The sequence below is a fragment of the Streptomyces mirabilis genome (assembly GCF_018310535.1).
In the GTDB taxonomy this organism is placed as follows: Bacteria; Actinomycetota; Actinomycetes; order Streptomycetales; family Streptomycetaceae; genus Streptomyces.
The window spans coordinates 4,211,641-4,233,587 of sequence record NZ_CP074102.1; the positions used below are offsets into that span (position 1 = coordinate 4,211,641).

18 protein-coding genes are annotated in these 21,947 nt (G+C 67.8%); 7 read left to right on the plus strand and 11 right to left on the minus strand.

What is annotated here, in order from left to right; translation table 11 throughout:
- Positions 1-2: 2 nt before the first annotated feature.
- The 6 genes from yidC (at position 3) to SMIR_RS18615 (ending at position 6,133) form a co-directional block, all read left to right on the plus strand.
- A complete protein-coding gene (yidC, locus tag SMIR_RS18590; protein ID WP_168493564.1) occupies positions 3-1,295 on the plus strand; it encodes a membrane protein insertase YidC in 1,293 nt (430 codons plus the stop codon).
- Positions 1,296-1,310: 15 nt separating this feature from the next.
- Positions 1,311-1,820: a Jag family protein gene (locus SMIR_RS18595; RefSeq protein ID WP_067376675.1), complete on the plus strand. Its 510-nt coding sequence runs from the start codon at positions 1,311-1,313 to the stop codon at positions 1,818-1,820.
- A 148-nt stretch (positions 1,821-1,968) separates the two neighbouring features.
- Positions 1,969-2,685 carry a 16S rRNA (guanine(527)-N(7))-methyltransferase RsmG gene (rsmG, locus tag SMIR_RS18600; RefSeq protein WP_168493562.1) on the plus strand — a complete coding sequence of 239 codons (717 nt, stop codon included), beginning with the start codon at positions 1,969-1,971 and terminating at the stop codon, positions 2,683-2,685.
- Between the two features lie 339 nt (positions 2,686-3,024).
- The gene (locus tag SMIR_RS18605) at positions 3,025-4,098 is read left to right on the plus strand and encodes a ParA family protein (protein WP_075031515.1); all 1,074 of its coding nucleotides are present in this window, start codon (positions 3,025-3,027) and stop codon (positions 4,096-4,098) included.
- A complete protein-coding gene (locus SMIR_RS18610) occupies positions 4,095-5,189 on the plus strand; it encodes a ParB/RepB/Spo0J family partition protein (RefSeq protein ID WP_168493560.1) in 1,095 nt (364 codons plus the stop codon). Before SMIR_RS18605 ends, SMIR_RS18610 begins: the two co-directional genes overlap by 4 nt.
- 326 nt (positions 5,190-5,515) lie before the next feature.
- On the plus strand, positions 5,516-6,133 hold the full coding sequence (locus SMIR_RS18615; RefSeq protein WP_212727182.1) for a GNAT family N-acetyltransferase: 618 nt from the start codon (positions 5,516-5,518) through the stop codon (positions 6,131-6,133).
- A 116-nt stretch (positions 6,134-6,249) separates the two neighbouring features.
- Here the strand turns inward: SMIR_RS18615 and trxA are convergent, their stop codons facing one another.
- From trxA to SMIR_RS18650, 7 genes are all read right to left on the minus strand, one after another.
- On the minus strand, positions 6,250-6,600 hold the full coding sequence (gene trxA, locus SMIR_RS18620; RefSeq protein ID WP_054236436.1) for a thioredoxin: 351 nt from the start codon (positions 6,598-6,600) through the stop codon (positions 6,250-6,252).
- A 42-nt stretch (positions 6,601-6,642) separates the two neighbouring features.
- A complete protein-coding gene (trxB, locus tag SMIR_RS18625; RefSeq protein WP_168493556.1) occupies positions 6,643-7,605 on the minus strand; it encodes a thioredoxin-disulfide reductase in 963 nt (320 codons plus the stop codon).
- 183 nt (positions 7,606-7,788) lie between these two features.
- A complete protein-coding gene (locus SMIR_RS18630) occupies positions 7,789-8,733 on the minus strand; it encodes an RsmA family anti-sigma factor (protein WP_168493554.1) in 945 nt (314 codons plus the stop codon).
- Positions 8,730-9,461 (minus strand): RNA polymerase sigma factor SigM, encoded by a 732-nt coding sequence (gene sigM, locus SMIR_RS18635; protein ID WP_168493552.1) that lies wholly within the window; start codon positions 9,459-9,461, stop codon positions 8,730-8,732. The genes SMIR_RS18630 and sigM overlap by 4 nt, the downstream gene beginning before the upstream one ends.
- Before the next feature lie 28 nt (positions 9,462-9,489).
- Entirely contained in the window at positions 9,490-11,205 is a 1,716-nt protein-coding gene (locus SMIR_RS18640; RefSeq protein WP_168493550.1) for a protein kinase family protein, read from the minus strand.
- 118 nt (positions 11,206-11,323) lie between these two features.
- A complete protein-coding gene (gene murJ / locus SMIR_RS18645; protein WP_168493548.1) occupies positions 11,324-13,615 on the minus strand; it encodes a murein biosynthesis integral membrane protein MurJ in 2,292 nt (763 codons plus the stop codon).
- A 46-nt stretch (positions 13,616-13,661) separates the two neighbouring features.
- The gene (locus tag SMIR_RS18650; protein WP_168493546.1) at positions 13,662-16,106 is read right to left on the minus strand and encodes a DUF6049 family protein; all 2,445 of its coding nucleotides are present in this window, start codon (positions 16,104-16,106) and stop codon (positions 13,662-13,664) included.
- A 222-nt stretch (positions 16,107-16,328) separates the two neighbouring features.
- Between SMIR_RS18650 and SMIR_RS18655 the strand changes: the two genes are divergently transcribed.
- Entirely contained in the window at positions 16,329-17,795 is a 1,467-nt protein-coding gene (locus SMIR_RS18655; protein WP_168493544.1) for a CCA tRNA nucleotidyltransferase, read from the plus strand.
- Positions 17,796-17,922: 127 nt separating this feature from the next.
- Here the strand turns inward: SMIR_RS18655 and SMIR_RS18660 are convergent, their stop codons facing one another.
- The 4 genes from SMIR_RS18660 to SMIR_RS18675 form a co-directional block, all read right to left on the minus strand.
- Positions 17,923-18,450: an LppU/SCO3897 family protein gene (locus SMIR_RS18660; protein ID WP_168493542.1), complete on the minus strand. Its 528-nt coding sequence runs from the start codon at positions 18,448-18,450 to the stop codon at positions 17,923-17,925.
- A gap of 112 nt (positions 18,451-18,562) precedes the next feature.
- Positions 18,563-19,825: an MFS transporter gene (locus SMIR_RS18665; RefSeq protein ID WP_168493540.1), complete on the minus strand. Its 1,263-nt coding sequence runs from the start codon at positions 19,823-19,825 to the stop codon at positions 18,563-18,565.
- Positions 19,826-19,949: 124 nt separating this feature from the next.
- A complete protein-coding gene (locus SMIR_RS18670; protein WP_168493538.1) occupies positions 19,950-21,032 on the minus strand; it encodes an inositol-3-phosphate synthase in 1,083 nt (360 codons plus the stop codon).
- A 45-nt stretch (positions 21,033-21,077) separates the two neighbouring features.
- Positions 21,078-21,809, minus strand: coding sequence for a PadR family transcriptional regulator (locus SMIR_RS18675; protein WP_168493535.1), 732 nt, complete (start codon positions 21,807-21,809; stop codon positions 21,078-21,080).
- Positions 21,810-21,947: the final 138 nt, after the last annotated feature.

Consider the following 21,947-nt stretch of genomic DNA (forward strand, 5'->3'; position numbering starts at 1 on the left):
TAGTGGACACGATTGCCAGTCTTTTCAGCTTCATCACGACACCCGTTTCCTGGGTCATCGTCCAGTTCCACTCTGTGTACGGGAAGATCTTCGGTCCCGATACGGGCTGGGCCTGGGGCCTGTCCATCGTGTCCCTGGTGATCCTGATCCGTATCTGCCTGATCCCGCTTTTCGTGAAGCAGATCAAGGCCACTCGGGCCATGCAGACGCTGCAGCCCGAGATGAAGAAGATCCAGGAGCGCTACAAGAACGACAAGCAGCGCCAGTCCGAAGAGATGATGAAGCTGTACAAGGAGTCGGGCACCAACCCGCTCTCCTCGTGCCTTCCCATCCTGGCGCAGTCGCCGTTCTTCTTTGCTCTGTACCACGTGCTCAACGGCATTGCGACCGGCTCGACGATCGGCGTCATCAACGAATCGCTGCTGGCCAGCGCTCGTAAGGCGCACATCTTCGGCGCCCCGCTGGCCGCGAAGTTCACGGACGGCCAGGCCAAGGTCGAGGCACTCGGTGCCTCGCTGACCGATGTCCGGGTCGTCACCGCGATCATGATCGTGATGATGTCGGCGTCGCAGTTCTACACGCAGCGCCAGCTGATGACGAAGAACGTCGACACCACCGTGAAGACGCCCTTCATGCAGCAGCAGAAGATGCTGATGTACGTCTTCCCGGTCATGTTCGCCGTCTTCGGCATCAACTTCCCGGTCGGTGTCCTCGTCTACTGGCTGACCACCAACGTGTGGACCATGGGCCAGCAGATGTACGTCATCCGCAACAACCCGACCCCGGGTTCCAAGGCTCAGGCCGCGTACCTCGAGCGCCTGCAGAAGCACGTCACGCACCACGAGAAGACGCGCAGCCGTGGCGAGAAGGCCATCGTCAAGGCGATCGTCTCCAAGGGCCGCGACCGCAACGAGTTCGAGCGCAAGTTCATCAACAGCCTGACCAAGGTGGGCCTGGTGGCCCAGGCCGACGGCACCCTGGTGAAGGGGCAGGCCGAGGCGGCTGTCGAGGCCGAGGACGGCACCACGACCACCACCGGCGGCGCTCCCAAGCGTCAGCAGCCGAAGCGCCAGTCCAAGTCCCAGCGCCAGTCGGGCACGACGGCCGGTGGGGCGAAGGCGGCAGGTGAGCCCGAGCCGAAGACCTCGCTGACCAAGTCCGACGAGCCGCAGGACGCCAAGCCCGCCCCCAAACCGGCAGGCGGCGGCAACAAGCCCGGCACCGGTACCCGCAGCAAAGCCCAGTCCGGACAGCGCAAGGGTCCGCAGCGGCCCAAGTCCCCGTCCAAGAAGTAAGAAGGAGTCCATCCCGTGACGGAAGGCACCACCTCCGCCGCCGCTGAGGGCGACACCCTGACCCGCCTTGAGCAGGAAGGCGAGATCGCGGCGGACTACCTCGAGGGTCTGCTGGACATCGCCGATCTCGACGGCGACATCGACATGGACGTCGAGGCCGACCGCGCCGCTGTCTCGATCATCAGCGACGCCGGCAGCCGTGACCTGCAGAAGCTGGTCGGTCGCGACGGCGAGGTGCTCGAGGCCCTCCAGGAGCTCACGCGCCTGGCCGTTCACCGGGAGACCGGGGACCGCAGTCGGCTGATGCTGGACATCGCGGGCTACCGGGCCAAGAAGCGCGAGGAGCTCTCCGAGCTGGGCGCCAAGGCCGCGGCCGAGGTGAAGAGCTCCGGCGAGCCGGTGAAGATGAAGCCGATGACGCCCTTCGAGCGCAAGGTCGTCCACGACGCGGTCAAGGCCGCGGGTCTGCGCAGTGAGTCCGAGGGCGAGGAGCCGCAGCGCTTCGTCGTCGTGCTTCCCGCCTGATCAGAACAAATATTCCTTCGGCCCCGTCTGTTGAGCAGGCGGGGCCGAACTTTGTCAGCCTGATAGTCCCTCGTAGTTCCTGGTAATCCCTGAATAGCCCTGGTGGTCAGCGCTCAGCGCGCTTATGCGGTACGGAAGGACGGTCCCCGTGACGGAGGCAGCGGAGCTTCCCCCTGCGCCCGAGCAGGCGCGTGAGGTATTCGGCGATCGCTTCGCAGACGCGGTCCGGTACGCGGAGCTGTTGGCCGAGACGGGGGTGCAGCGAGGGCTGATCGGCCCCCGCGAGGTGCCCCGGCTGTGGGAGCGGCACCTGCTGAACTGCGCGGTGCTCTCCGAGGTCGTGCCCGAGGGCGTGACCGTGTGCGACGTCGGCTCCGGCGCGGGGCTGCCCGGCATCCCGCTGGCCCTGGTCCGGGAAGACATCAAGATCACTCTGCTGGAACCGCTGCTGCGGCGGACCAACTTTCTCACCGAGGTCGTCGAGCTCCTCGGCCTCCACCATGTGACCGTCGTGCGTGGCCGGGCCGAGGAGGTCATGGGCAAGCTGCCGGCTGTCCACGTGGTGACGGCCCGGGCGGTCGCTCCACTGGACCGGCTGGCGACGTGGGGCATCCCCCTTCTCCGCCCGTACGGCGAGATGCTGGCTCTCAAGGGCGACACCGCTGAGGAGGAGCTGAAGAGCGCCGCGACGGCCCTCAGTAAGCTCGGCGCCGTGGAGACGTCCATCCTGCACGTTGGCGAGGGCATTGTGGACCCGCTGTCGACTGTGGTGCGGGTGGAGGTCGGGGAGAGCCCAGGCGGTGTGCGCTTCGCCGCGAAGAGGGCGAAGGCGGCCCGGACGGGGCGGACGCGCCGACGACGCTGATCATGAGCGCGAAATGGATCATGGACTCCCGGTTCCGCAGGGCGGAGCCGGGAGTTCTTTGTCACTCTGGCTGATCCGTCCTGACGACGAGCCGTACTCCACACAAGCTGCCAAACTTACGCATCTCGGAGTGTCGCGCCGCGATGGCCCTGGCCGCTGGGCATCGTGTTTCACGTGAAACGTCGCTCACTGCTGCACGGCATCATCAGTCGCGGCCGCGCCGCGGCCGAACCCCGCGACCGGAAGCCTCTCGGTTCACTCGCGGAGGGTGCGGAGTTGTCCACAGAGGTGGATTTCTCCACAGAACAACGGGCCTCGCTGGTTCATGACCCCGAAGACATGGGAGGCTCTGTTCATTGCGAGCCTGAAGTCGAGGAGAGTGAATCCTTGCGGTCCGACGCCAACATCGCGGGACCGATGACCGATCCGGTCCCCGGTCCCCGTACCGAGTCGATGGGGGAGGATGTTTCACGTGAAACACCGCCCCCAATGGACGACACTCCTATTGGTCGTGCTGCCCAACTGGCGGTGGAGGCGCTGGGTCGCGCCGGTGAGGGCCTGCCACGGCCCGAACAGACCCGCGTCATGGTGGTCGCCAACCAGAAGGGCGGGGTGGGCAAGACCACGACCACGGTCAACCTTGCCGCCTCGCTTGCACTGCATGGCGGCCGTGTCCTGGTGATCGACCTCGACCCTCAGGGCAACGCCTCCACCGCGCTGGGTATCGACCATCACGCCGAAGTGCCTTCCATCTACGACGTGCTGATCGACAGTAAACCGCTCTCCGAAGTCGTCCAGCCGGTCCCCGATGTCGAGGGCCTCTTCTGTGCGCCTGCCACGATCGATCTCGCCGGTGCGGAGATCGAGCTGGTGTCCCTCGTGGCACGGGAGAGCCGGCTGGAGCGAGCGATTCAGGCGTACGAGCAGCCGCTGGACTACATCCTCATCGACTGCCCGCCGTCGCTCGGCCTCCTCACGGTCAACGCGCTGGTCGCCGGTGCGGAGGTCCTCATTCCTATCCAGTGCGAGTACTACGCGCTGGAAGGCCTGGGCCAGCTCCTGCGTAACGTCGACCTGGTGCGAGGGCATCTCAACCCCAACCTCCATGTCTCGACGATCCTGCTCACCATGTACGACGGCCGGACGCGCCTCGCGTCCCAGGTCGCGGACGAGGTGCGCAGCCACTTCGGTGACGAGGTGCTACGGACGAGCATTCCTCGCTCGGTCCGTATCTCCGAGGCCCCGAGCTACGGCCAGACGGTGCTGACCTACGATCCAGGGTCTAGCGGCGCCCTCTCGTATCTTGAGGCTGCACGAGAAATCGCCCTCCGCGGAGTCGGAGTGGCGTACGACGCGCAGAACGCCCATGTGGGCGTACAGAACAGTCAGAACATGGTGGAGGGGATCCAGTGAGTGAGCGACGACGAGGGCTGGGGCGGGGCCTCGGCGCACTGATCCCCGCGGCTCCGACAGAGAGGGCGGTTCCCTCGCCGACAGGTGGATCCTCCGCCTCGTCGGCTGCCGTACCCGTGCTCACGGCGGAGCGCGGGGTGGCTGCGGCGAAGGTGACCACACTGCCGCCTGTTTCACATGAAACAGAGGAGTCGTCGGCGATCGGAACCCCAGAGGTGCCCTCCGAGCCTGTCGGTGCTCACTTCGCTGAACTGCCCCTCGACTACATCACCCCCAACCCGCGTCAGCCCCGTGAGGTGTTCGACGAGGACGCTCTTGCCGAGCTGGTTACCTCCATCAAGGAGGTCGGGCTTCTCCAGCCGGTCGTCGTGCGGCAGGTGGGTCCCGCGCGCTACGAGCTCATCATGGGTGAGCGGCGCTTCCGTGCCTGCCGTGAGGCGGGGCTTGAGGCCATTCCTGCGATCGTGCGGGCCACGGAGGACGAGAAGCTTCTCCTGGACGCGCTGCTGGAGAACCTGCATCGGGCCCAGCTGAACCCACTGGAAGAGGCGGCCGCCTACGACCAGCTGCTCCAGGACTTCAACTGCACGCACGACCAGCTGGCGGACCGCATCGGCCGCTCGCGCCCGCAGGTCTCCAACACCCTGCGGCTGCTGAAGCTCTCGCCGTCGGTTCAGCGTCGTGTCGCAGCCGGAGTGCTCTCCGCGGGCCATGCCCGCGCCCTGCTCTCCGTCGCGGACTCGGAGGAGCAGGACCGGCTGGCCCACCGCATCGTGGCGGAGGGGCTGTCGGTGCGGGCCGTCGAGGAGATCGTCACCCTCATGGGATCGCGCCCCCAGACCGCTCCGCGCTCCAAGGGACCGCGGGCCGGCGCCCGGCTCTCCCCGGCGCTGAGCGACCTCGCCACCCGCCTCTCGGACCGCTTCGAGACCCGAGTGAAGGTCGACCTGGGGCAGAAGAAGGGAAAGATCACGGTCGAGTTCGCCTCGATGGACGACCTCGAGCGGATCCTCAGCTCTCTCGCCCCGGGTGAGGGAGGAGTTCTCCAGAGGAGCCTCCTGGACGACGACTCCGAGGACGCTGAGGCCTGAGTCACCCGGCGGCGGGGCGGTCCCCGTCGGCGGACCACAAGAGCGGGCCGTGTCCGGTGTGTACCGGAACACGGCCTGCTCTTTGCTTTCAGGCAGTATCTATGCAATCGCATCGTGGATACGATGCGATCGGGTATGGCGCATCCACCTGACGGCACCTTCATTGGGGAGGCGGGGGCCATGCAAACCGTGAGCCGTACCGGACTGGTGACCGCGGGCCTGGGACTGGGGGCGGTCGGTGGCTTCATCGGCAGCCTGCTCAGGGAGCGAAGCGCTCTGACAGCCGCTCGCGACGCTGCGGGCGAAGGAAGCGAGGAACATCCTTCATGGGGCGCCGGCTCGTACCGCTCACGCTGGACAACCTTCCGGACCTTCCCAAGCGCTGTCGCGCGTGTGTCTTCTGGGAACTGGATCCCGTCAGTGGGGAAGCCGCGGTAAAGGCGGGAAGGCCCGAACTCGAGAAGGAGGCGTGGATCTCCGCCGTCCTGCTGGAGTGGGGATCCTGCGGCCGCGTCGTCTACGTGGACGACGTACCGGTGGGCTTCGTGCTGTACGCACCCCCTGCCTATGTACCCCGCTCCACGGCATTCCCCACGAGCCCGGCCTCACCGGACGCCGTCCAGCTGATGACCGCCTTCATCATGCCGGGCTATCAGGGACAGGGACTCGGCCGAGTGATGGTCCAGACGGTCGCCAAGGATCTGCTGCGGCGAGGCTTCAAGGCGATCGAGGCTTTCGGGGACGCACGGTGGAAGGAACCGGCCTGTGTGCTCCCCGCCGACCATCTCCTCGCGGTCGGCTTCAAGACGGTACGCCCCCACCCCAGGTACCCCCGCCTGAGGCTGGAGCTGCGGACGACGCTCTCCTGGAAGGAAGATGTGGAGTTGGCTCTGGACCGCCTCCTGGGAGCGGTACAGAAGGAACCGGCGCTTCGTCCTCTGTAGCCGTGACGCTGCCTGCCGACGCGACCCCTACGTCACGCGAATGGGCCAGCCCTTCCGGGCTGGCCCATTCGCGTTTCACGTGAAACATCGCCGCCGTTGTAGGACGGCGCTTCCGGTCAGACGGTCTTCTCGGCGCCCTCGGTGATGAAGTCCTCCAGGTCGCGGACGATCGCGGCCTTCGGCTTCGCACCCACGATGGTCTTGGCGACCTCGCCACCCTGGTAGACGTTCAGGGTCGGAATGGACATGACGCCGTACTTGGCAGCAGTACCCGGGTTCTCATCGATGTTGAGCTTGACGACCTCGATCTGGTCGCCGTACTCCGCGGCGATCGCCTCGAGGGACGGGGCGATCTGGCGGCACGGACCGCACCAGGCGGCCCAGAAGTCCACCAGGACGGGCTTGTCGCTCTTGAGGACGTCCTGCTCGAAAGAGTCGTCGGTCACATTCTTCAGGGTGCCGGCCACGGCGGGCTCCTTCACTGGTTGGTGCGGTGGGGCGGACGGGGGTCAGACGGTGGCAGCCGCGGCGGTCTCGCTGTCCGCGAGGGCAGCGAGGTAGCGCTCGGCGTCGAGGGCGGCGGAGCAGCCGGTACCGGCCGCGGTGATCGCCTGGCGGTACGTGTGGTCGACGACATCACCGGCGCCGAAGACACCGGTCAGGTTCGTCCGGGTCGAAGGCGCCTCGACCTTGAGGTAGCCCTCCTCGTCCAGATCGAGCTGGCCCTTGAAGAGCTCGGTGCGCGGGTCGTGGCCGATCGCGATGAACAGGCCGGTCACCGCCAGGTCGGAGATCTCACCGGTCTTGAGGTTGCGCAGCTTCAGGCCGGCAAGCTTGGGGTCGCCCTCGATCGAGGCGATCTCACTGTCCCAGACGAAGTTGATCTTCGGGTCGGCGAAGGCACGCTCCTGCATCGCCTTGGAGGCGCGCAGGGTGTCACGGCGGTGCACGATCGTCACGGACTTGGCGAAGCGGGAGAGGAAGGTGGCTTCCTCCATCGCGGTGTCACCACCGCCGATCACGGCGATGTCCTGGTCCTTGAAGAAGAAGCCGTCACAGGTCGCGCACCACGAGACGCCGCGTCCGGAGAGAGCGTCCTCGTTGGGCAGACCGAGCTTGCGGTGCTGCGAGCCCGTCGTGACGATGACGGCCTTGGCACGGTGCACGGTGCCCGCGGTGTCCGTGACGGTCTTGATCTCGCCCGTCAGGTCGACGGCGACGACGTCGTCCGGGATCAGCTCGGCACCGAAGCGCTCGGCCTGGGCGCGCATGTTGTCCATGAGCTCGGGGCCCATGATGCCGTCCTGGAAACCGGGGAAGTTCTCCACCTCGGTGGTGTTCATCAGCGCACCACCGGCGGTGACGGCGCCTTCGAAGACCAGCGGCTTCAGCGACGCGCGCGCGGTGTAGAGCGCTGCCGTGTAGCCGGCAGGCCCGGATCCGATGATGATCACGTTACGGACGTCGCTCACGGCTTGATTCCTCGTCTCTGGAGACTGCTGCGTACTACCGGTGGGAGCCTCTCTCAGAACTCTCACCCCACCCAACGGATCCTAAGGGGCTTGCATTCCCTGTGTGTCCGGGCACACGGAGACGAGACACCGCACAGAGATGCCATGGGGTTACTGGGGAGGCGGCCGGTCGACGCGAGGCGCTCAGGAGCGGGCGTACGAGTGCGTCAGCAGGAGCTTGCCAGGGGACGCCGAAGCCTGCTTTACACACGCGGCTTCGACGATGTACGCCGTGACCTTTGTGCTGTCGGAGGCGTCGGGCACTACCACCAGATACACCGTCGTCCCCTTGTACGTGCCTTGTTGCGCGGCGAGGATCGCTGCGCTGCTCCCGGTCCCCTTCTGAATACAGTCGGGGACCTGCACGGTCGGTGTGATCAAGGTGTCGACCCCGGCGGACCCGTTGCCCGCGTCGTTGGACTGGACTCCCCAGGGATGCTTCGGGCTGGCGGAGGGGGTGCTCGCGCTCCTGTTCTTCGCGAGGAGATCCGCCACCTGAGTCTTCAGCTCCCCCTCGGAAAAAGTGTCCTTCGCCCCCTGCTGCGTCACCGTCTGTGGGCTCTTGCCGGAGCCGTCGCCCAGCGACTGCACGAGGATCGCGCCCAGCCCGAGAGCGGCGGCCGTGAACACGGTGCCGAGAACGACCACCCTGCGGCGCCCACGGCGGCCCCGACGTGAGCGGCCGGGGCCGGTGGCAGCGTGGGGACGTCCCGAGGGACGGTCCGTGAGGGAAGCGGGGCTCGGATCGCCTGACGTGTGTGAAACACCGGCGACCGATGTTTCACGTGAAACACTCGCGCGGTCGTCCTCGGCCGCTTCGCGGTCGGGCGCCGTGGCACTCAGCAGAGCCTCCGCGGCAAGGGCCGCATCGATACGCCCGGCCACATCATCGGGCATGCGCGTGGGTCCCGGCAGAGTGCCGAGCAGCCCCCGGATCTCCTCCAGGGAGTCGTACACGTCGGCGCAGAGCACGCACTCGTCGAGGTGTCGCCGTACGTCCGCGGTGCGGGAAGGCGGGAGCAGCCCCTCGGAGAGGTCGGAGATCTCCGCGACATCCGGGTGCCCCGCCGTATCCGTCGTGGATGTCACGCTCGCCCACCTCCGCCCTTCACAGCAGCTGAATCGCTTGGTCCTGCATCGCGTGGGCCTGCATCGTGCGGTCCCGCTGCCGGTGGGACGGATGCCCCCTGCGTCCGGTTCCTTCCGCCGCCCGACTTGTTGCCGCCCCCGCCGCTTCCGTTGTCCGCACGGAGATGGGCGAGCAGTGGGAGCAGTCTGGCTCTGCCCCGTGCGCAACGGCTCTTCACCGTGCCGACGGGTACATCGAGGACACGGGCCGCCTCTGCCACCGGGTAGCCCTGCATGTCCACCAGGACGAGAGCGGCGCGTTGGTCGGCCGGGAGCGTACTCAGTGCCGTCAGCAGCTCGCGGTGCAGATCGTTGCGCTCGGCCGGGGCGGAGGCGGACTCGTGCGGTTCGAGGAGCTGTTCCAGGCGTTCGGTGTCATCGACGGGAGACGTCTTCCTGGATGCGGCTTTGCGGGCGCGGTCCAGACAGGCGTTCACCGTGATGCGGTGCAGCCAGGTCGTGACGGCCGACTGGCCGCGGAAGGTGTGAGCGGCCCGGTAGGCGGAGACCAGCGCGTCCTGGACGGCGTCAGCGGCCTCCTCGCGGTCTCCCAGCGTCCGCAGGGCGACTGCCCAGAGCCGGTCGCGATGGCGCCGCACGATCTCGCCGAAGGCCTCGGGGTCGCCCGCTACGTGACGGGCGAGGAGGTCCTGATCGCTTGCGTCGCCGTATTCGGTTTCATCGGCCATCGGACCCCCTCCCCTTCGTCGACGAACGTCAGCTGGTGAACTTCACGTCCGTGATGGCTTGCTTGTAGCCGGCGCCGCTGTACTGATCACCGGATGCGTAGGGCATTGCCGTGATCCAGAGCAGCACGTACTGGGTCTTCGCCTTCTTGCTGACCGTGATCTTCGCGCTGGTGCCGCTCGTCGTGATGGTCCCGATCTTCGTCATCGAATCCACCGACGCCGAGGGACTCATCGAGTCCGTCCCATAGAGGGTGATCGTCGTGTGATCACCGGGGTACCGGAGCCCTATCGAAGCCGCCGTGACGGTCTGCTGTGAACCGAGGTCGTAGACGATGCCGACGCCGGGCTTGAAGGCCGGCTTCATCTCCGGACCGTCCACGAAGCTCTTGCTCCGCCAATACGTCGAGCTGTCGCCGTCGTACGTCTTGTCCACGTCCCCGGGCGCCTGGGCGTCACCCTTCGCGACGTACTCCCGCGCGCCCTTGATCGCGATCGGCTTGACCGGCTTGGTCTTGTCGGTGTCCTTGCCGTTGCCGTCCGGCGTCTTGGTCTGCTGTGTGTCGTCGGACTTGCGGCGTTCCATCAGGGCGTCCGCGAGCTGCCAGCTGCCGAGGCCCAGAGCGGCGATCAGGAGGGCCGACACGGCCCACTTGAGGGCCTTGCCGGTGCGGCTCTGCAGCGGAGGCGGCGGGGCCGGTACGGGCTGCGTGGCGCCCATGTGGGGCGCGGGGCGGCCGTAGCCCTGCTGGTACGAGGTGCGCTGGTACTCCGGCGGGGCCGTGAACGCGGGCTCCGGCGGGCGGATGCGGGGCATCTCGGCGATCGCCTTCACCAGTTCCTCCGGCGTGGTGCACGGAGTCTCGTGGCGGGAGGCGGTCGCGCCGTCGTTGGCGAGCGCGCGCATGGCGAGCTCCGACAGGCCGCGGTGGACGCCGGCGCGTACCTGGTCGGGGGCGATCAGGCCGACCCCCTTGGGCAGCCCGGACAGACCGTAGGCGTCGTTGTCGTAAGGCCAGCGCTGGGTGAGCGCCGCGTAGAGGAGCGCCCCGATCGCCTCCGTGTCGGTGCGCTGCGGGGTGTCCGAGCTGATGCCGCGCAGCGCGGCGTTCACGGCGAGGCCACGGATGCGCCACTGGCCGGTCGAGGTGCGCAGCACGGCGCTGGGCGTCAGTCGCAGATGCGCGAGGCCCTCACGGTGCGCGGCGGCCATGGCCTGGGAGACCTGGCTGACCATCTGGTAGGCCTCGTGCACTTCCAGCGGGCCCGAGGCCAGCAGCGCGGTCAGCTCCGTGGCGTCCGGCAGCCACTCGTGCACCACGTAGACGAGGTCGTTCTCCTCGACCGCGTCCAGGACCTGGACGAACCGGGGATCGCCCAGCAGGGCCGAGGAACGGGCCGCCGCCAGTACGGAGCGGGCCCGTGGATGGTCGGCGGGCAGGAGATGCACACCGACGGCGCGGCGGAGTTTCTCGTCCACCGCACGCCAACTGCTGAAACCGTCCAGACGGGTGACACACTCCTCGAGGCGGTAACGCCCGGCGAGTTTGTGACCACTGTGCAGTTCGGGCGGTGAGGCCTTTCCGGGACTCTCGGTCCCGCCGCTCCCCTGTGCCTCTTCGCTGTCCGTCTCCCGCTCCCGGTTCTGGGCCACCCCGTCGGACGTGGACTGGCCCGCCTTGGCGGTCAGCGGCTCGTCGCCGCTGTTGTCTGCCACGTCGACGGCAGCCGTGCTCCGTTCCGCCACCGTCGTTCCCGCCTCCCCATTCGTTGCGCGCTGTCCGACGCAGAAACCAATTGTGCCCACAGTCCGGCGCTATGCACGACACACGGCGACGGACGATGGTTGTGCGCGTACCCCCGCCTCAGCGCCCCAGGCGCCCGCGGACCATTCCGACCATTGAGTTGAGTTCTTCGATGCGCATCTTCCGCGCGGCGACGTAGAAGACGCCGAGCAGGGCGATGCCACCCGCGAGGAGGGCTGCCAGGGATCCCCCGACGCCCTGTCCGAGGGTGTGGCCGATGCCGTAGCAGGCCGCGCCGCTCAGCAGGGCCGCGGGCACCGAGGCGATGCCGAGACGGGCGTACGTCCGCAGGACGCGATTGCCGTCCAGGTCCCCGCCGAGCCGCTTGCGCAGCCGGCTCCAGGCGACGCCGACGCCGATCGCGTAGGCGAGACCGTAGGAGGCGGCCATGCCGACCACGGCCCAGCGGGCCGGAAGCACGAAATAGCACGCGGCGGAGGCCACGGCGTTGACGGCGGCGACGATGACCGTGTTGTAGAAGGGGGTGCGCGTGTCCTCGTACGCGTAGAAGGCACGCAGGACGACGTACTGCACGGAGTACGGGATCAGGCCGAGGCCGAAGGCCATGAGCATGAAGCCCATGTTGGTGGCTTCGCTGGTGCCCGAAGAACCGAAGATCAGGGTGCACATCGGGATGCCGAGGGCGACGAAGCCGAAGGCGATCGGCACGATGGCCACGGCAGTCGTGCGCAGTCCCTGAGAGATGTCGTCACGGACGGCTCCGCTGTCTCCCTCATGGGCCGAACGGGCGATACGCGGAAGCAGCGCCGCCATCAACGAGACCGTGATGATCGCCTGCGGCAGGCCCCACACGAGCTGGGCGTTGGCATAGGCGGAGAAGCCGACACCCTTGACCTTGCTGTCATTGGTGGCGGCGGTGGCCAGCTGGGTCACGACGAGGGCGCCCGCCTGGTTGGCGAAGACGAAGAGCACGGTCCACTTGGCGAGCATCGCGGCCTTGCCGAGGCCGTGGCCCTTCCAGTCGAAGCGCAGCCGCATCCGGAATCCGGTCTCGCGCAGATACGGAATCATCGCGAGGGCCTGCACGACGAGGCCGAGGAGGACGCCGACGCCGAGGAGCCGCTGCCCGTCCGGCGGGATGTTCGTGACCTCCATGCCGGAGTTCGCCGCGGTGCCGTACACCCAGATGAACATGCCGAGCGTCACGATGATGACGATGTTGTTCAGGACCGGGGTCCACATCATCGCGCCGAACTTCCCGCGGGCGTTGAGGATCTGGCCCATCACCACATGGATGCCCATGAAGAAGATCGTGGGCAGGAAGTAGCGGGTGAAGGTGACGGCGACGTCGTTGGCTGCCGGGTTGTCTGCGATCTTCACCGACAGCAGACGCACCAGCAGGGGCGCGGCGAAGACAGCGGCTGCGGTGAGTGCGCCGAGCGCCACCATGACGAGGGTCAGCAGTCGGTTGGCGAAGGCCTCGCCGCCGTCCTCGTCGTCCTTCATGGCGCGCACCAGCTGCGGCACGAAGACCGAGTTGAGGCCGCCGCCCACGGTGAGGATGTAGATCATCGTCGGCAGCTGGTACGCGACCTGGAAGGAGTCGCCGAGGAAGCCGATGCCCAGGGCCGAGACGATCAGCGCGGAGCGGATGAAGCCGGTGAGCCGGGACACCAGCGTGCCCGCCGCCATCACCGCGCTCGACTTCAGCAGGCCCGACGCGCGTCCGCCGGACTTCTTCGCGGCGGGCGCCGGTTCGGGCGCGGGGGCCTGCGGGGCGGCCGGAACCGGTTCCTGGGTCGGCGACGGTACGCCGGGCGGGGCGACGGATGTACGGGTGCCTGCCTGGCCCTGGTCGCGGAAGAGGTGGGCGAAGGCGTCGGGCTCGTGCTGCTGCTCGCCGGCCTGGGTCACGAGGTCGTCCACGCCGACGAACTGGGTCGTGCGGGCGTCCTCGCCGTAGGGCAGGTGCCGCGTCGGGCCCGCGGGCTCCGGCGGGGGCGTCTGGGCCCACACACGGGGGTCGGGGGTGTATTGCGAGGTGGGCGGCTGAGCGTAGAGCGGCTGCTGCGGGTAGTAGGAGCCCGGGGGCGGCGGGGGGTGCGCCGCCCGGTCGTAGAGCGCCTCGGTCACCGGATCCTGGGCGGCGAGGTCCTGCGCCCGGTACGGGTCCTGGGTGTAGGCGTCCTGGAAGTACATGTCCTGGTACTGCCCCTGCGGCTGCTGTGCGGGGTCGGCCGGTGGCCCCTCCGGGTACCCCTCGGGGTAGCCGGCGTCGGCCATGCCCTGGTCCGGGTAGCCCGAGCCGCCCACGGCCTGGTCCGGGTAGCCCTCGGGGTAGCCCGAGTTGCCCGCGCCCTGGCCGCGGTCACCGTCGTACGGCGCGTTCATGGTTACCCCACCTCATCGTCCCCGGGCCCACCGGCCACGACATCGCTCAACGGTCCACTCTCTCACCCGTGCCGGACGGGTCGGTGCTTTCCGGTGCGGTGTCCGGTGTCGGGTCACTCGGGTGCTCCGGGTCGTCTGCCCCGGACTCCGTCGTGGACTCCCCGTCGGGACCGTCCTTGGAGCGCTCGGTGTCCTCAGTAGTGTCTACGGCGCCCTCGGCGTCCTTGTTCACGCCGTTCAGAGCCTCGGCCCCGCCCTCGGTGTCGGGGGTGTTCTCCTGCTCCTCCTCGGCCTGGCGGGCTGCCGCGCGCTTGCGTTGGGTGTACATCCGGAATCCGGCGAGCACGAGCAGCAGGACGCCACCGCCGATGACCAGCATCACCGTGGGAGTGATCTCGGTGACCTTCACTTCGAACTTGACGGGGGGACCGTACGCCTGGCCGTCGTCCGTGAACAACTGCGCGACGACCGTCACCGGACCGTTCGCCTTGGCGGAGGTGGTGAACTTCACCGACTGGCTGTGCTCGCCCGCGACCTGGATCGGCCGCTCGTCGAAGGCGTCGTCGCCGATCTTGAGCCGGGTCGGCTGCTGTGAGGTGAGACGCAGCACCAAGTGGTGGACGCCCTGCACGAGGTTGTTCTGCACCGTCACGGGGATCGTGGCGCTGCGGCCCGACAGCTTCGCGTCGGACTTGTCGATCAGCCTGACGAGACCGGCGAGGTCGTCGAGGTAGAACTCGACGCCCTCGCGGAAGGTCGCGGCCTGATCGGCACGGCCGCGCCAGGACGTCGACATCCCCCGGTCTATGGCCCGACCGAAGGGAGTGACCACGCGGGACTTGTCGGTGAGGATGACCTTGAAGTTGTCGAGCATGCCCTGTGTGCGCCGGATCTGCTCGAAGGCCGACCGCGGCAGCTCCTGCTCGCGCAGCGAGGAGGGGTACGAGGACGCCGACGGCACCTTCGTCGTGGCGCTCGGGTCCGGCTTGGCCTTGGCCGCCGCGGAGAGTTTCTGGGAGTCGGACCAGTTCCCGTCCTGGAGGGCCCTCACCGCCGTCGCCATGGTCTGGGCCTGGCTCACGGAAGGCGTGCGCTGCGGGGCGACGACGATGCTCCGCTGCTTGCTCGGCTCCTGCAGATCGACCATCAGGCTCTGGGCCAGGAATTCCTGCACGGCGAGCGTCGAGTTGTCGGCCTTCGCCATGTCGCCCTCGAACGCGGTCGACAGCCTGGAGTCCGCGACCACCGCCGTCGTGCCGCCCCCGATGGGGCGGGCGGCGGTGGGCGTGTAGGTCAGCCCGCCGGTCTCGCGCAGGCTGTCGCTGCGGGCGATCACCTTGTCGGCACCGGCGGAGGTGGCGACCTTGACGATCGACGGATCGACGGCGCCCTCGGCGGGCCAGGCGAAGTCCGTGTTCGGCTTCACATGGAGGATCGTCTGCACCGTGCTGGAGGCCACGTCCGTGGCGTCCTTGAGGTGGCTCAGGGAGCCCGTGACGTCCTTGCCGTTGTGCGCCAGCGACGCGAGGTCGGGGTCGGCGAAGGGGAGAGCGACGACGTCCTTTTCCTTGTCCGCGACGGTCTTCTCGAGCTTGTCGAGCCACGCCTTGGCGACGGCCTGATTCTTGCCGGCCGTCGTGGTGTCGCCGTTCTTGATCTGGTAGCTGCGCGTCATGGCGTCGACGGAGGCCAGCAGGTCCGGGTCGAGGACCCAGGTGACGTCGAGGTCGCTGCCCAGGGACAGGAGCTGGTCCAGGCGGCCGCCGGGGGAGATCTCCTTGGCCAGGTCGTCGTTCTGGAAGACGGGCGTTTGCTGCGCGTCCGAGCCGGTCTCCGCCCGTAGGTGGACCGTCGAGATCAGTGGCCAGAGATACGTCGTCTTCGTCTTCGTGTCGGCGCCGGCGGGCTGCCAGGGCAGGAATGTCCGCTCGATGCCGAGCACCTGGTCCCACGGCTGCGCGGCGGTCTGGCCGGTGAGGGAGACGCCGAGCTGGTACACGCCGTCGGAGTCGAGGTTCAGGTCCTTGACGGGCACCGAGATGCTGAAGTGCTGTGAGACGCCCGCGGCGAGCTTGGAGAACTTCTCGACGTATTTGCCGCCGACCTCCAGGGGGTCCGGGCCCAGCTGGAAACCGGTGCGCTTCTCCGCGTCGTCGATGGCGACCCGGCCCTGGAGGGTCGGGCCCACGCGCAGGCCCACGTGTGCGCCCGTGACCGTCTGCTTGCCCTTGTTGGTGACCGAACCGGAGACGGTGATCGTGTCGCCGTCCGTGGGCGCGCTGGGGGTCAGCGAGTCGAGGGAGACGTCCACCGTGCCGGACCCGGTGGCGTCGGCCACAGCGGCCGTCTGAGCGGCGTGTGCGGCCGGGGAAGCGGGCAGCTGGAGCACGCCCGCCAGCAGGGGCGCACCGGCCAGCAGTGTGCCGGTGCGCCGCAGCCACCGGCGGGCAGGTGAGGGACTCATCCCCTGGAAGTCTGCCGCCTCGGCCACGCGCTCGCCCGTCCCTCGTCATTGTCAGTGGTCGTCGGAATGTGCGTCCACGCATGGTAACGATGCGCGCTGAGGGTAAGTGCCGCGGACCGCTCCACAAGATCAGGAGACAGGGTCGAGTGTCCTGTATGCGTAAGTATTGATCCCCCCATGAGAAGGGGATGGCTGTGCACGTTTTATGGAGGCGCCCGCGAGTGCCGCGGCCACGTACCCTTTTCTGTTGTGCCGAACGCCAACGAAGACAACCCCAGTGCCCTGAGTCAGGTGCAGCGCCGCGCGGTGAGTGAATTGCTGCGGGTGTCCCCTGTCGCCGACGACCTCGCCCGCCGTTTCCAGGAGGCGGGGTTCTCACTCGCCCTGGTCGGTGGCTCGGTCCGGGACGCGCTCCTTGGCCGGCTCGGCAATGATCTGGACTTCACGACCGACGCTCGCCCGGATGACGTACTGAAGATCGTGCGGCCCTGGGCGGACGCCGTCTGGGAGGTCGGGATCGCCTTCGGCACCGTCGGCGCGCAGAAGGACGCCCGCGTGGACGACGTGCAGCAGTCCTTCCAGATCGAGATCACGACGTACCGCTCCGAGGCGTACGACCGGACCTCGCGCAAGCCCGAGGTGTCCTACGGCGACTCGATCGAGGAAGATCTCGTGCGCCGTGACTTCACCGTGAACGCGATGGCCGTGGCGCTGCCGGAGAAGGCGTTCATCGATCCGTACGGCGGTCTGGACGACCTGTCCGCGCGGGCGCTGCGCACTCCGGGTACGCCCGAGGAGTCCTTCTCCGACGATCCGCTGCGGATGATGCGGGCCGCGCGGTTCGCCGCGCAGCTCGACTTCGAGGTGGCCCCCGACGTCGTCGCCGCGATGACGGACATGGCCGGGCGCATCGAGATCGTCTCGGCGGAGCGGGTGCGGGACGAGCTGAACAAGCTGATCCTCTCCGCTCACCCGCGCAAGGGTCTGACGCTGCTCGTGGACACCGGTCTCGCCGACCATGTGCTGCCGGAGCTTCCCGCGCTGCGGCTGGAACGTGATGAGCACCACCGGCACAAGGACGTCTACGACCACACGCTGATCGTCCTGGAACAGGCCATGGCGCTCGAAGAGAATGGTCCGGACCTGACGCTCCGGCTCGCCGCACTGCTGCACGACATCGGCAAGCCGAGGACGCGGCGCTTCGAGAAGGACGGGCGGGTCTCCTTCCACCACCACGAGATGGTGGGCGCGAAGATGACCAAGAAGCGGATGACGGCGCTCAAGTACTCCAACGACCTCGTGAAGGACGTCTCCCGTCTGGTCGAACTCCATCTGCGTTTTCACGGATACGGCACCGGTGAGTGGACGGACTCCGCGGTCCGTCGCTATGTACGTGACGCGGGTCCGCTCCTGGACCGCCTCCACAAGCTGACCCGTTCCGACTGCACTACGCGCAACAAGCGCAAGGCGACGGTGCTCTCTCAGGCATATGACGGCCTGGAGGAGCGCATCGCCGAGCTCCAGGAGCAGGAGGAACTGGACGCGATCCGTCCCGACCTCGACGGCAACCAGATCATGGAGATCCTGGGCATCGGCCCCGGCCCGGCGATCGGCCAGGCGTACAAGTTCATGCTGGAGCTGAGGCTGGAGAACGGGCCGATGGAGCATGACGCGGCGGTGACGGCACTCAAGGAGTGGTGGGCCGAGCAGGGCTGAGGCTCACAGAACGGGCCGTGGGGGGGCATGTTTCACGTGAAACATGACCCCGGGGTCTGTACCGGAGAACGCCGAGGGGCGGTGTTTCACGTGAAACACCGCCCCTCGGCACATCCAGATCCGCGGGCTACTTGTTGGACCCGAGGCACAGCGTGAAGGACTCGCCGGTTTCCTTCCACGTCAGCGTTGCCGTCGTGCCCGTGACGTTCTGACACGTCAGCGAAGGAAGCGAGGCGCCGTCTGCCTTCTTGAGGACCTTGTGCGTGGCCTTGGCGTCGGTGCAGTCGACCTGGATGACGTCCGGGTCGTTCGCGGTCCCCTTGTTGTACAGGCAGTCGCCCACGGCCAGTTTCTTGGCGTCCTCGCTGTCGTTATTGAGCACCAAACCGCCCACGATGACACTCAGGCCCGCGACAGCAAGGACTATGCGCAGGTACCACTTGACGCCGCGCTTCGGGCGCTGCGGCGGGACCGGAGCGTAGGGAACCGTCCCCTGCTGCGGGAAGCCGGGCTGGCCGGGCTGCTGCGGGTAACCCGGCTGCTGCGGGTAACCCTGCGGCGGCGGTCCGTACGGAGCCTGGCCCTGGGGCGGCTGTCCGTAGGGCTGCTGGCCCTGGGCGAACGGGTTCTGGCCCTGGGGCGGCGGAGTGGTCACTTAGGGGTCCCCCTAGAACGTAAGCGCGTGGCGTGAATAAGACGCACGTAAGTTATCGGGACCGACTGACAACGCAGTAGCCCAGAGAGGCTCTGTGGCCCTGATGTGACACTTACTGCATCTCAAAGCGGGCCATAGCAACAGCAATTGCTGCGTAGACCGCGGCCAACGTGACGACGAGGAGAGCTGAACGCCCGTCAGGAGGCAGCATCAGGGCGGCTACTGCGGCCGCGCCGACGAAGGCGACGTTGAACAGGACGTCGTAGACGGAGAAGATCCGGCCGCGGTAGCCGTCGTCGACCGAGGACTGCACGATCGTGTCGGTGGCGATCTTCGCGCCCTGTGTGGTCAGGCCGAGAATGAAGGCGGCGGCGAGCATGGGCGCCGCCTCGAAAGGGAGGCCGAGCGCGGGTTCCAGGACCGCCGCCGTGGCCGCGCACGCGGCGATCCAGCCGCCGGGGCTCAGTCGTCCCACCGCCCAGGGCGTCGCCACGGCCGCGACGAAGAAGCCCGCCCCGGAGATGCCCACCGCCAGGCCCAGCAGGGCGAGACCGCCGTCGGAGCCGGACGACCAGGCGTACCGGCACAGCATCAGCACCATGACGGTCAGGGCGCCGTAGCAGAAGCGCATCAGGGTCATCGACAGGAGCGCCCAGGCCGCCTCCCGCCGCGCGGGCTCGGCGAGATGGCGCACACCGGCCGCGAGGCCGCGCGCGGTGCCGGTGAGTGCCGTGCGCAAGCTCGGCTGCACCAACTCCTGGTCGGGGCCGAGTAGTTCCGGTGCCATGCGCAGTGAGGCGAGTGCCGCGCACAGGTAGAGGGCCGCGCCGAGAAGGACGACCGCCGCGTCCGAGTCCGAGGCGACCAGTCGTACGACGAACGCGAGACCGCCGCCCGCGGTCGCGGCGAGTGTTCCGGCGGTGGGCGACAGGGCGTTGGCCATGACCAGTCGGTGGGAGTCGACGACGCGGGGCAGGGCGGCCGAGAGCCCTGCGAGGACGAACCGGTTGACCGCGGTGACGCACAGCGCGGAGGCGTAGAAGAGCCAGTCGGGGACATGGCTCAGCATCAGCACGGCCGTCACACAGGCCAGCGCGGTCCGCAGCAGATTGCCGTACAGGAGGACCTGGCGCCGCCGCCAGCGGTCCAGCAGGACTCCGGCGAAAGGGCCGACCAGGGAGTACGGCAGGAGCAGTACCGCCATCGCGGAGGCGATCGAGGCCGCTGAGGTCTGCTTCTCCGGTGAGAAGACGACGTATGCGGCGAGCGCGACCTGGTAGACGCCGTCGGCGCCCTGGGACAGCAACCGGACACCGAGCAGGCGTCTGAAGCCCTGGAAGCGCAGGAGGACGCGCAGGTCACGCACGACAGCCATGGGGCACAGCCTCACATACGAGGAGGGTCCCCGAGTCAAAGACCCAGGGACCCTCGACGGGCAGGAGCGAAAAGCCCCTCGGCGCTCCGCGCCGTGTCTCGCCGGCGCTCGGAGGCCTGTCTCGTTAGCGCTCGACCTCGCCCTTGATGAACTTCTCGACGTTGGCGAAGGCCTCGTCGTCGAAGTACTGGACCGGCGGGGACTTCATGAAGTACGAGGACGCCGACAGGATCGGACCACCGATGCCGCGGTCCTTGGCGATCTTCGCGGCGCGCAGTGCGTCGATGATGACACCCGCGGAGTTCGGGGAGTCCCAGACCTCGAGCTTGTACTCCAGGTTCAGCGGGACGTCACCGAAGGCGCGGCCCTCGAGACGCACGTACGCCCACTTGCGGTCGTCCAGCCAGGCCACGTAGTCCGAGGGACCGATGTGGACGTTCTTCTCGCCCAGGTCGCGGTCGGGGATCTGCGAGGTGACGGCCTGCGTCTTCGAGATCTTCTTGGACTCGAGGCGGTCGCGCTCCAGCATGTTCTTGAAGTCCATGTTGCCGCCCACGTTGAGCTGCATCGTGCGCTCAAGACGGACACCGCGGTCCTCGAACAGCTTCGCCATCACACGGTGCGTGATGGTGGCGCCGACCTGCGACTTGATGTCGTCGCCGACGATCGGGACGCCCGCCTCGGTGAACTTGTCCGCCCACTCCTTGGTGCCAGCGATGAAGACCGGGAGAGCGTTGACGAAGGCGACCTTGGCGTCGATGGCGCACTGGGCGTAGAACTTCGCCGCGTCCTCGGAACCGACGGGCAGGTAGCAGACGAGGACGTCGACCTGCTTGTCCTTGAGGATCTGGACGACGTCGACCGGCGTCTCGGCGGACTCCTCGATGGTCATGCGGTAGTACTTGCCGAGACCGTCGAGGGTGTGGCCGCGCTGGACCGTGACGCCCTTGTTCGGGACGTCGCAGATCTTGATGGTGTTGTTCTCGCTGGCACCGATGGCGTCGGAGAGGTCGAGGCCGACCTTCTTCGCGTCGACGTCGAAGGCGGCGACGAACTCGACGTCACTGACGTGGTAGTCGCCGAACTGGACGTGCATCAGACCCGGGACCTTGGCCGCCGGGTCGGCGTCCTTGTAGTACTCGACGCCCTGCACCAGCGAGGCGGCGCAGTTGCCCACGCCTACGATGGCTACGCGAACCGAACCCATTCCGGTTGCTCCCTGTGTTGTACGAGGTGAAGCCCCGACTGGACCTCACGTGGTGGTGTCGTCGGACGGATCCGGCCGGGACTGGTCCCGGTGCCGGGGCAGGCCGCCCGTCTCTCCAGATGTGCTGTTCTGCTGAGCGGAGCCTTCGAAGGCGCCCGGGGAGCTGCCTTCGGAGACACCTTGGGAGGTGCCTTCGGAGGCGGAATCCTTGACGTCCCGTCCCGCTCGCTCGCTCTCGATGAGCTCGTTCAGCCAGCGCACTTCGCGCTCCACGGACTCCATTCCGTGGCGCTGGAGCTCAAGGGTGTAGTCGTCGAGGCGCTCCCTGGTACGTGCCAGAGAGGCACGCATCTTCTCCAGGCGCTCCTCGAGCCGACTGCGGCGGCCCTCCAGTACGCGCATGCGCACGTCGCGTGACGTCTGCCCGAAGAACGCGAAACGAGCGGCGAAGTGCTCGTCCTCGTACGCGTCGGGGCCCGTCTGCGAGAGCAACTCCTCGAAGTGCTCTTTACCTTCTGCCGTCAACCGATAGACGATCTTGGCGCGGCGCCCCGCGAGCGGAGCGGCGAGGGCGTCCTCGGTGGTGCTCCCCGATTCCTCGATCAACCAGCCGCTCGCGACCAGCGTCTTGAGGCAGGGATAGAGCGTCCCGTAGCTGAACGCACGGAACACACCCAGTGACGTATTGAGTCGTTTGCGCAGCTCGTAGCCGTGCATCGGGGACTCGCGAAGCAGGCCGAGGACGGCGAACTCGAGGATCCCGGAACGCCGGCTCATATCGCCTCCTCGCTGTCGCGGCCTCCTCGGCACGTTCTTTATGCCGAGCTGATGTATCGACTCGATACATCAGCACGATAGATCGGCCGTCCGTCTGCGACAAGGGGGGCCATGGTGAACGGCGTCACATCACCGATT

Excerpts from the sequence above, each read along its gene's own strand:
- SMIR_RS18605 (WP_075031515.1), top strand. The coding sequence starts at position 3,025 with ATGGGAGGCTCTGTTCATTGCGAGCCTGAAGTCGAGGAGAGTGAATCC.
- SMIR_RS18615 (WP_212727182.1), top strand. The coding sequence starts at position 5,516 with ATGGGGCGCCGGCTCGTACCGCTCACGCTGGACAACCTTCCGGACCTT.
- sigM (WP_168493552.1), bottom strand. The coding sequence starts at position 9,461 with ATGGCCGATGAAACCGAATACGGCGACGCAAGCGATCAGGACCTCCTC.
- murJ (WP_168493548.1), bottom strand. The coding sequence starts at position 13,615 with ATGAACGCGCCGTACGACGGTGACCGCGGCCAGGGCGCGGGCAACTCG.
- SMIR_RS18665 (WP_168493540.1), bottom strand. The coding sequence starts at position 19,825 with ATGGCTGTCGTGCGTGACCTGCGCGTCCTCCTGCGCTTCCAGGGCTTC.
- SMIR_RS18670 (WP_168493538.1), bottom strand. The coding sequence starts at position 21,032 with ATGGGTTCGGTTCGCGTAGCCATCGTAGGCGTGGGCAACTGCGCCGCC.
- SMIR_RS18675 (WP_168493535.1), bottom strand. The coding sequence starts at position 21,809 with ATGAGCCGGCGTTCCGGGATCCTCGAGTTCGCCGTCCTCGGCCTGCTT.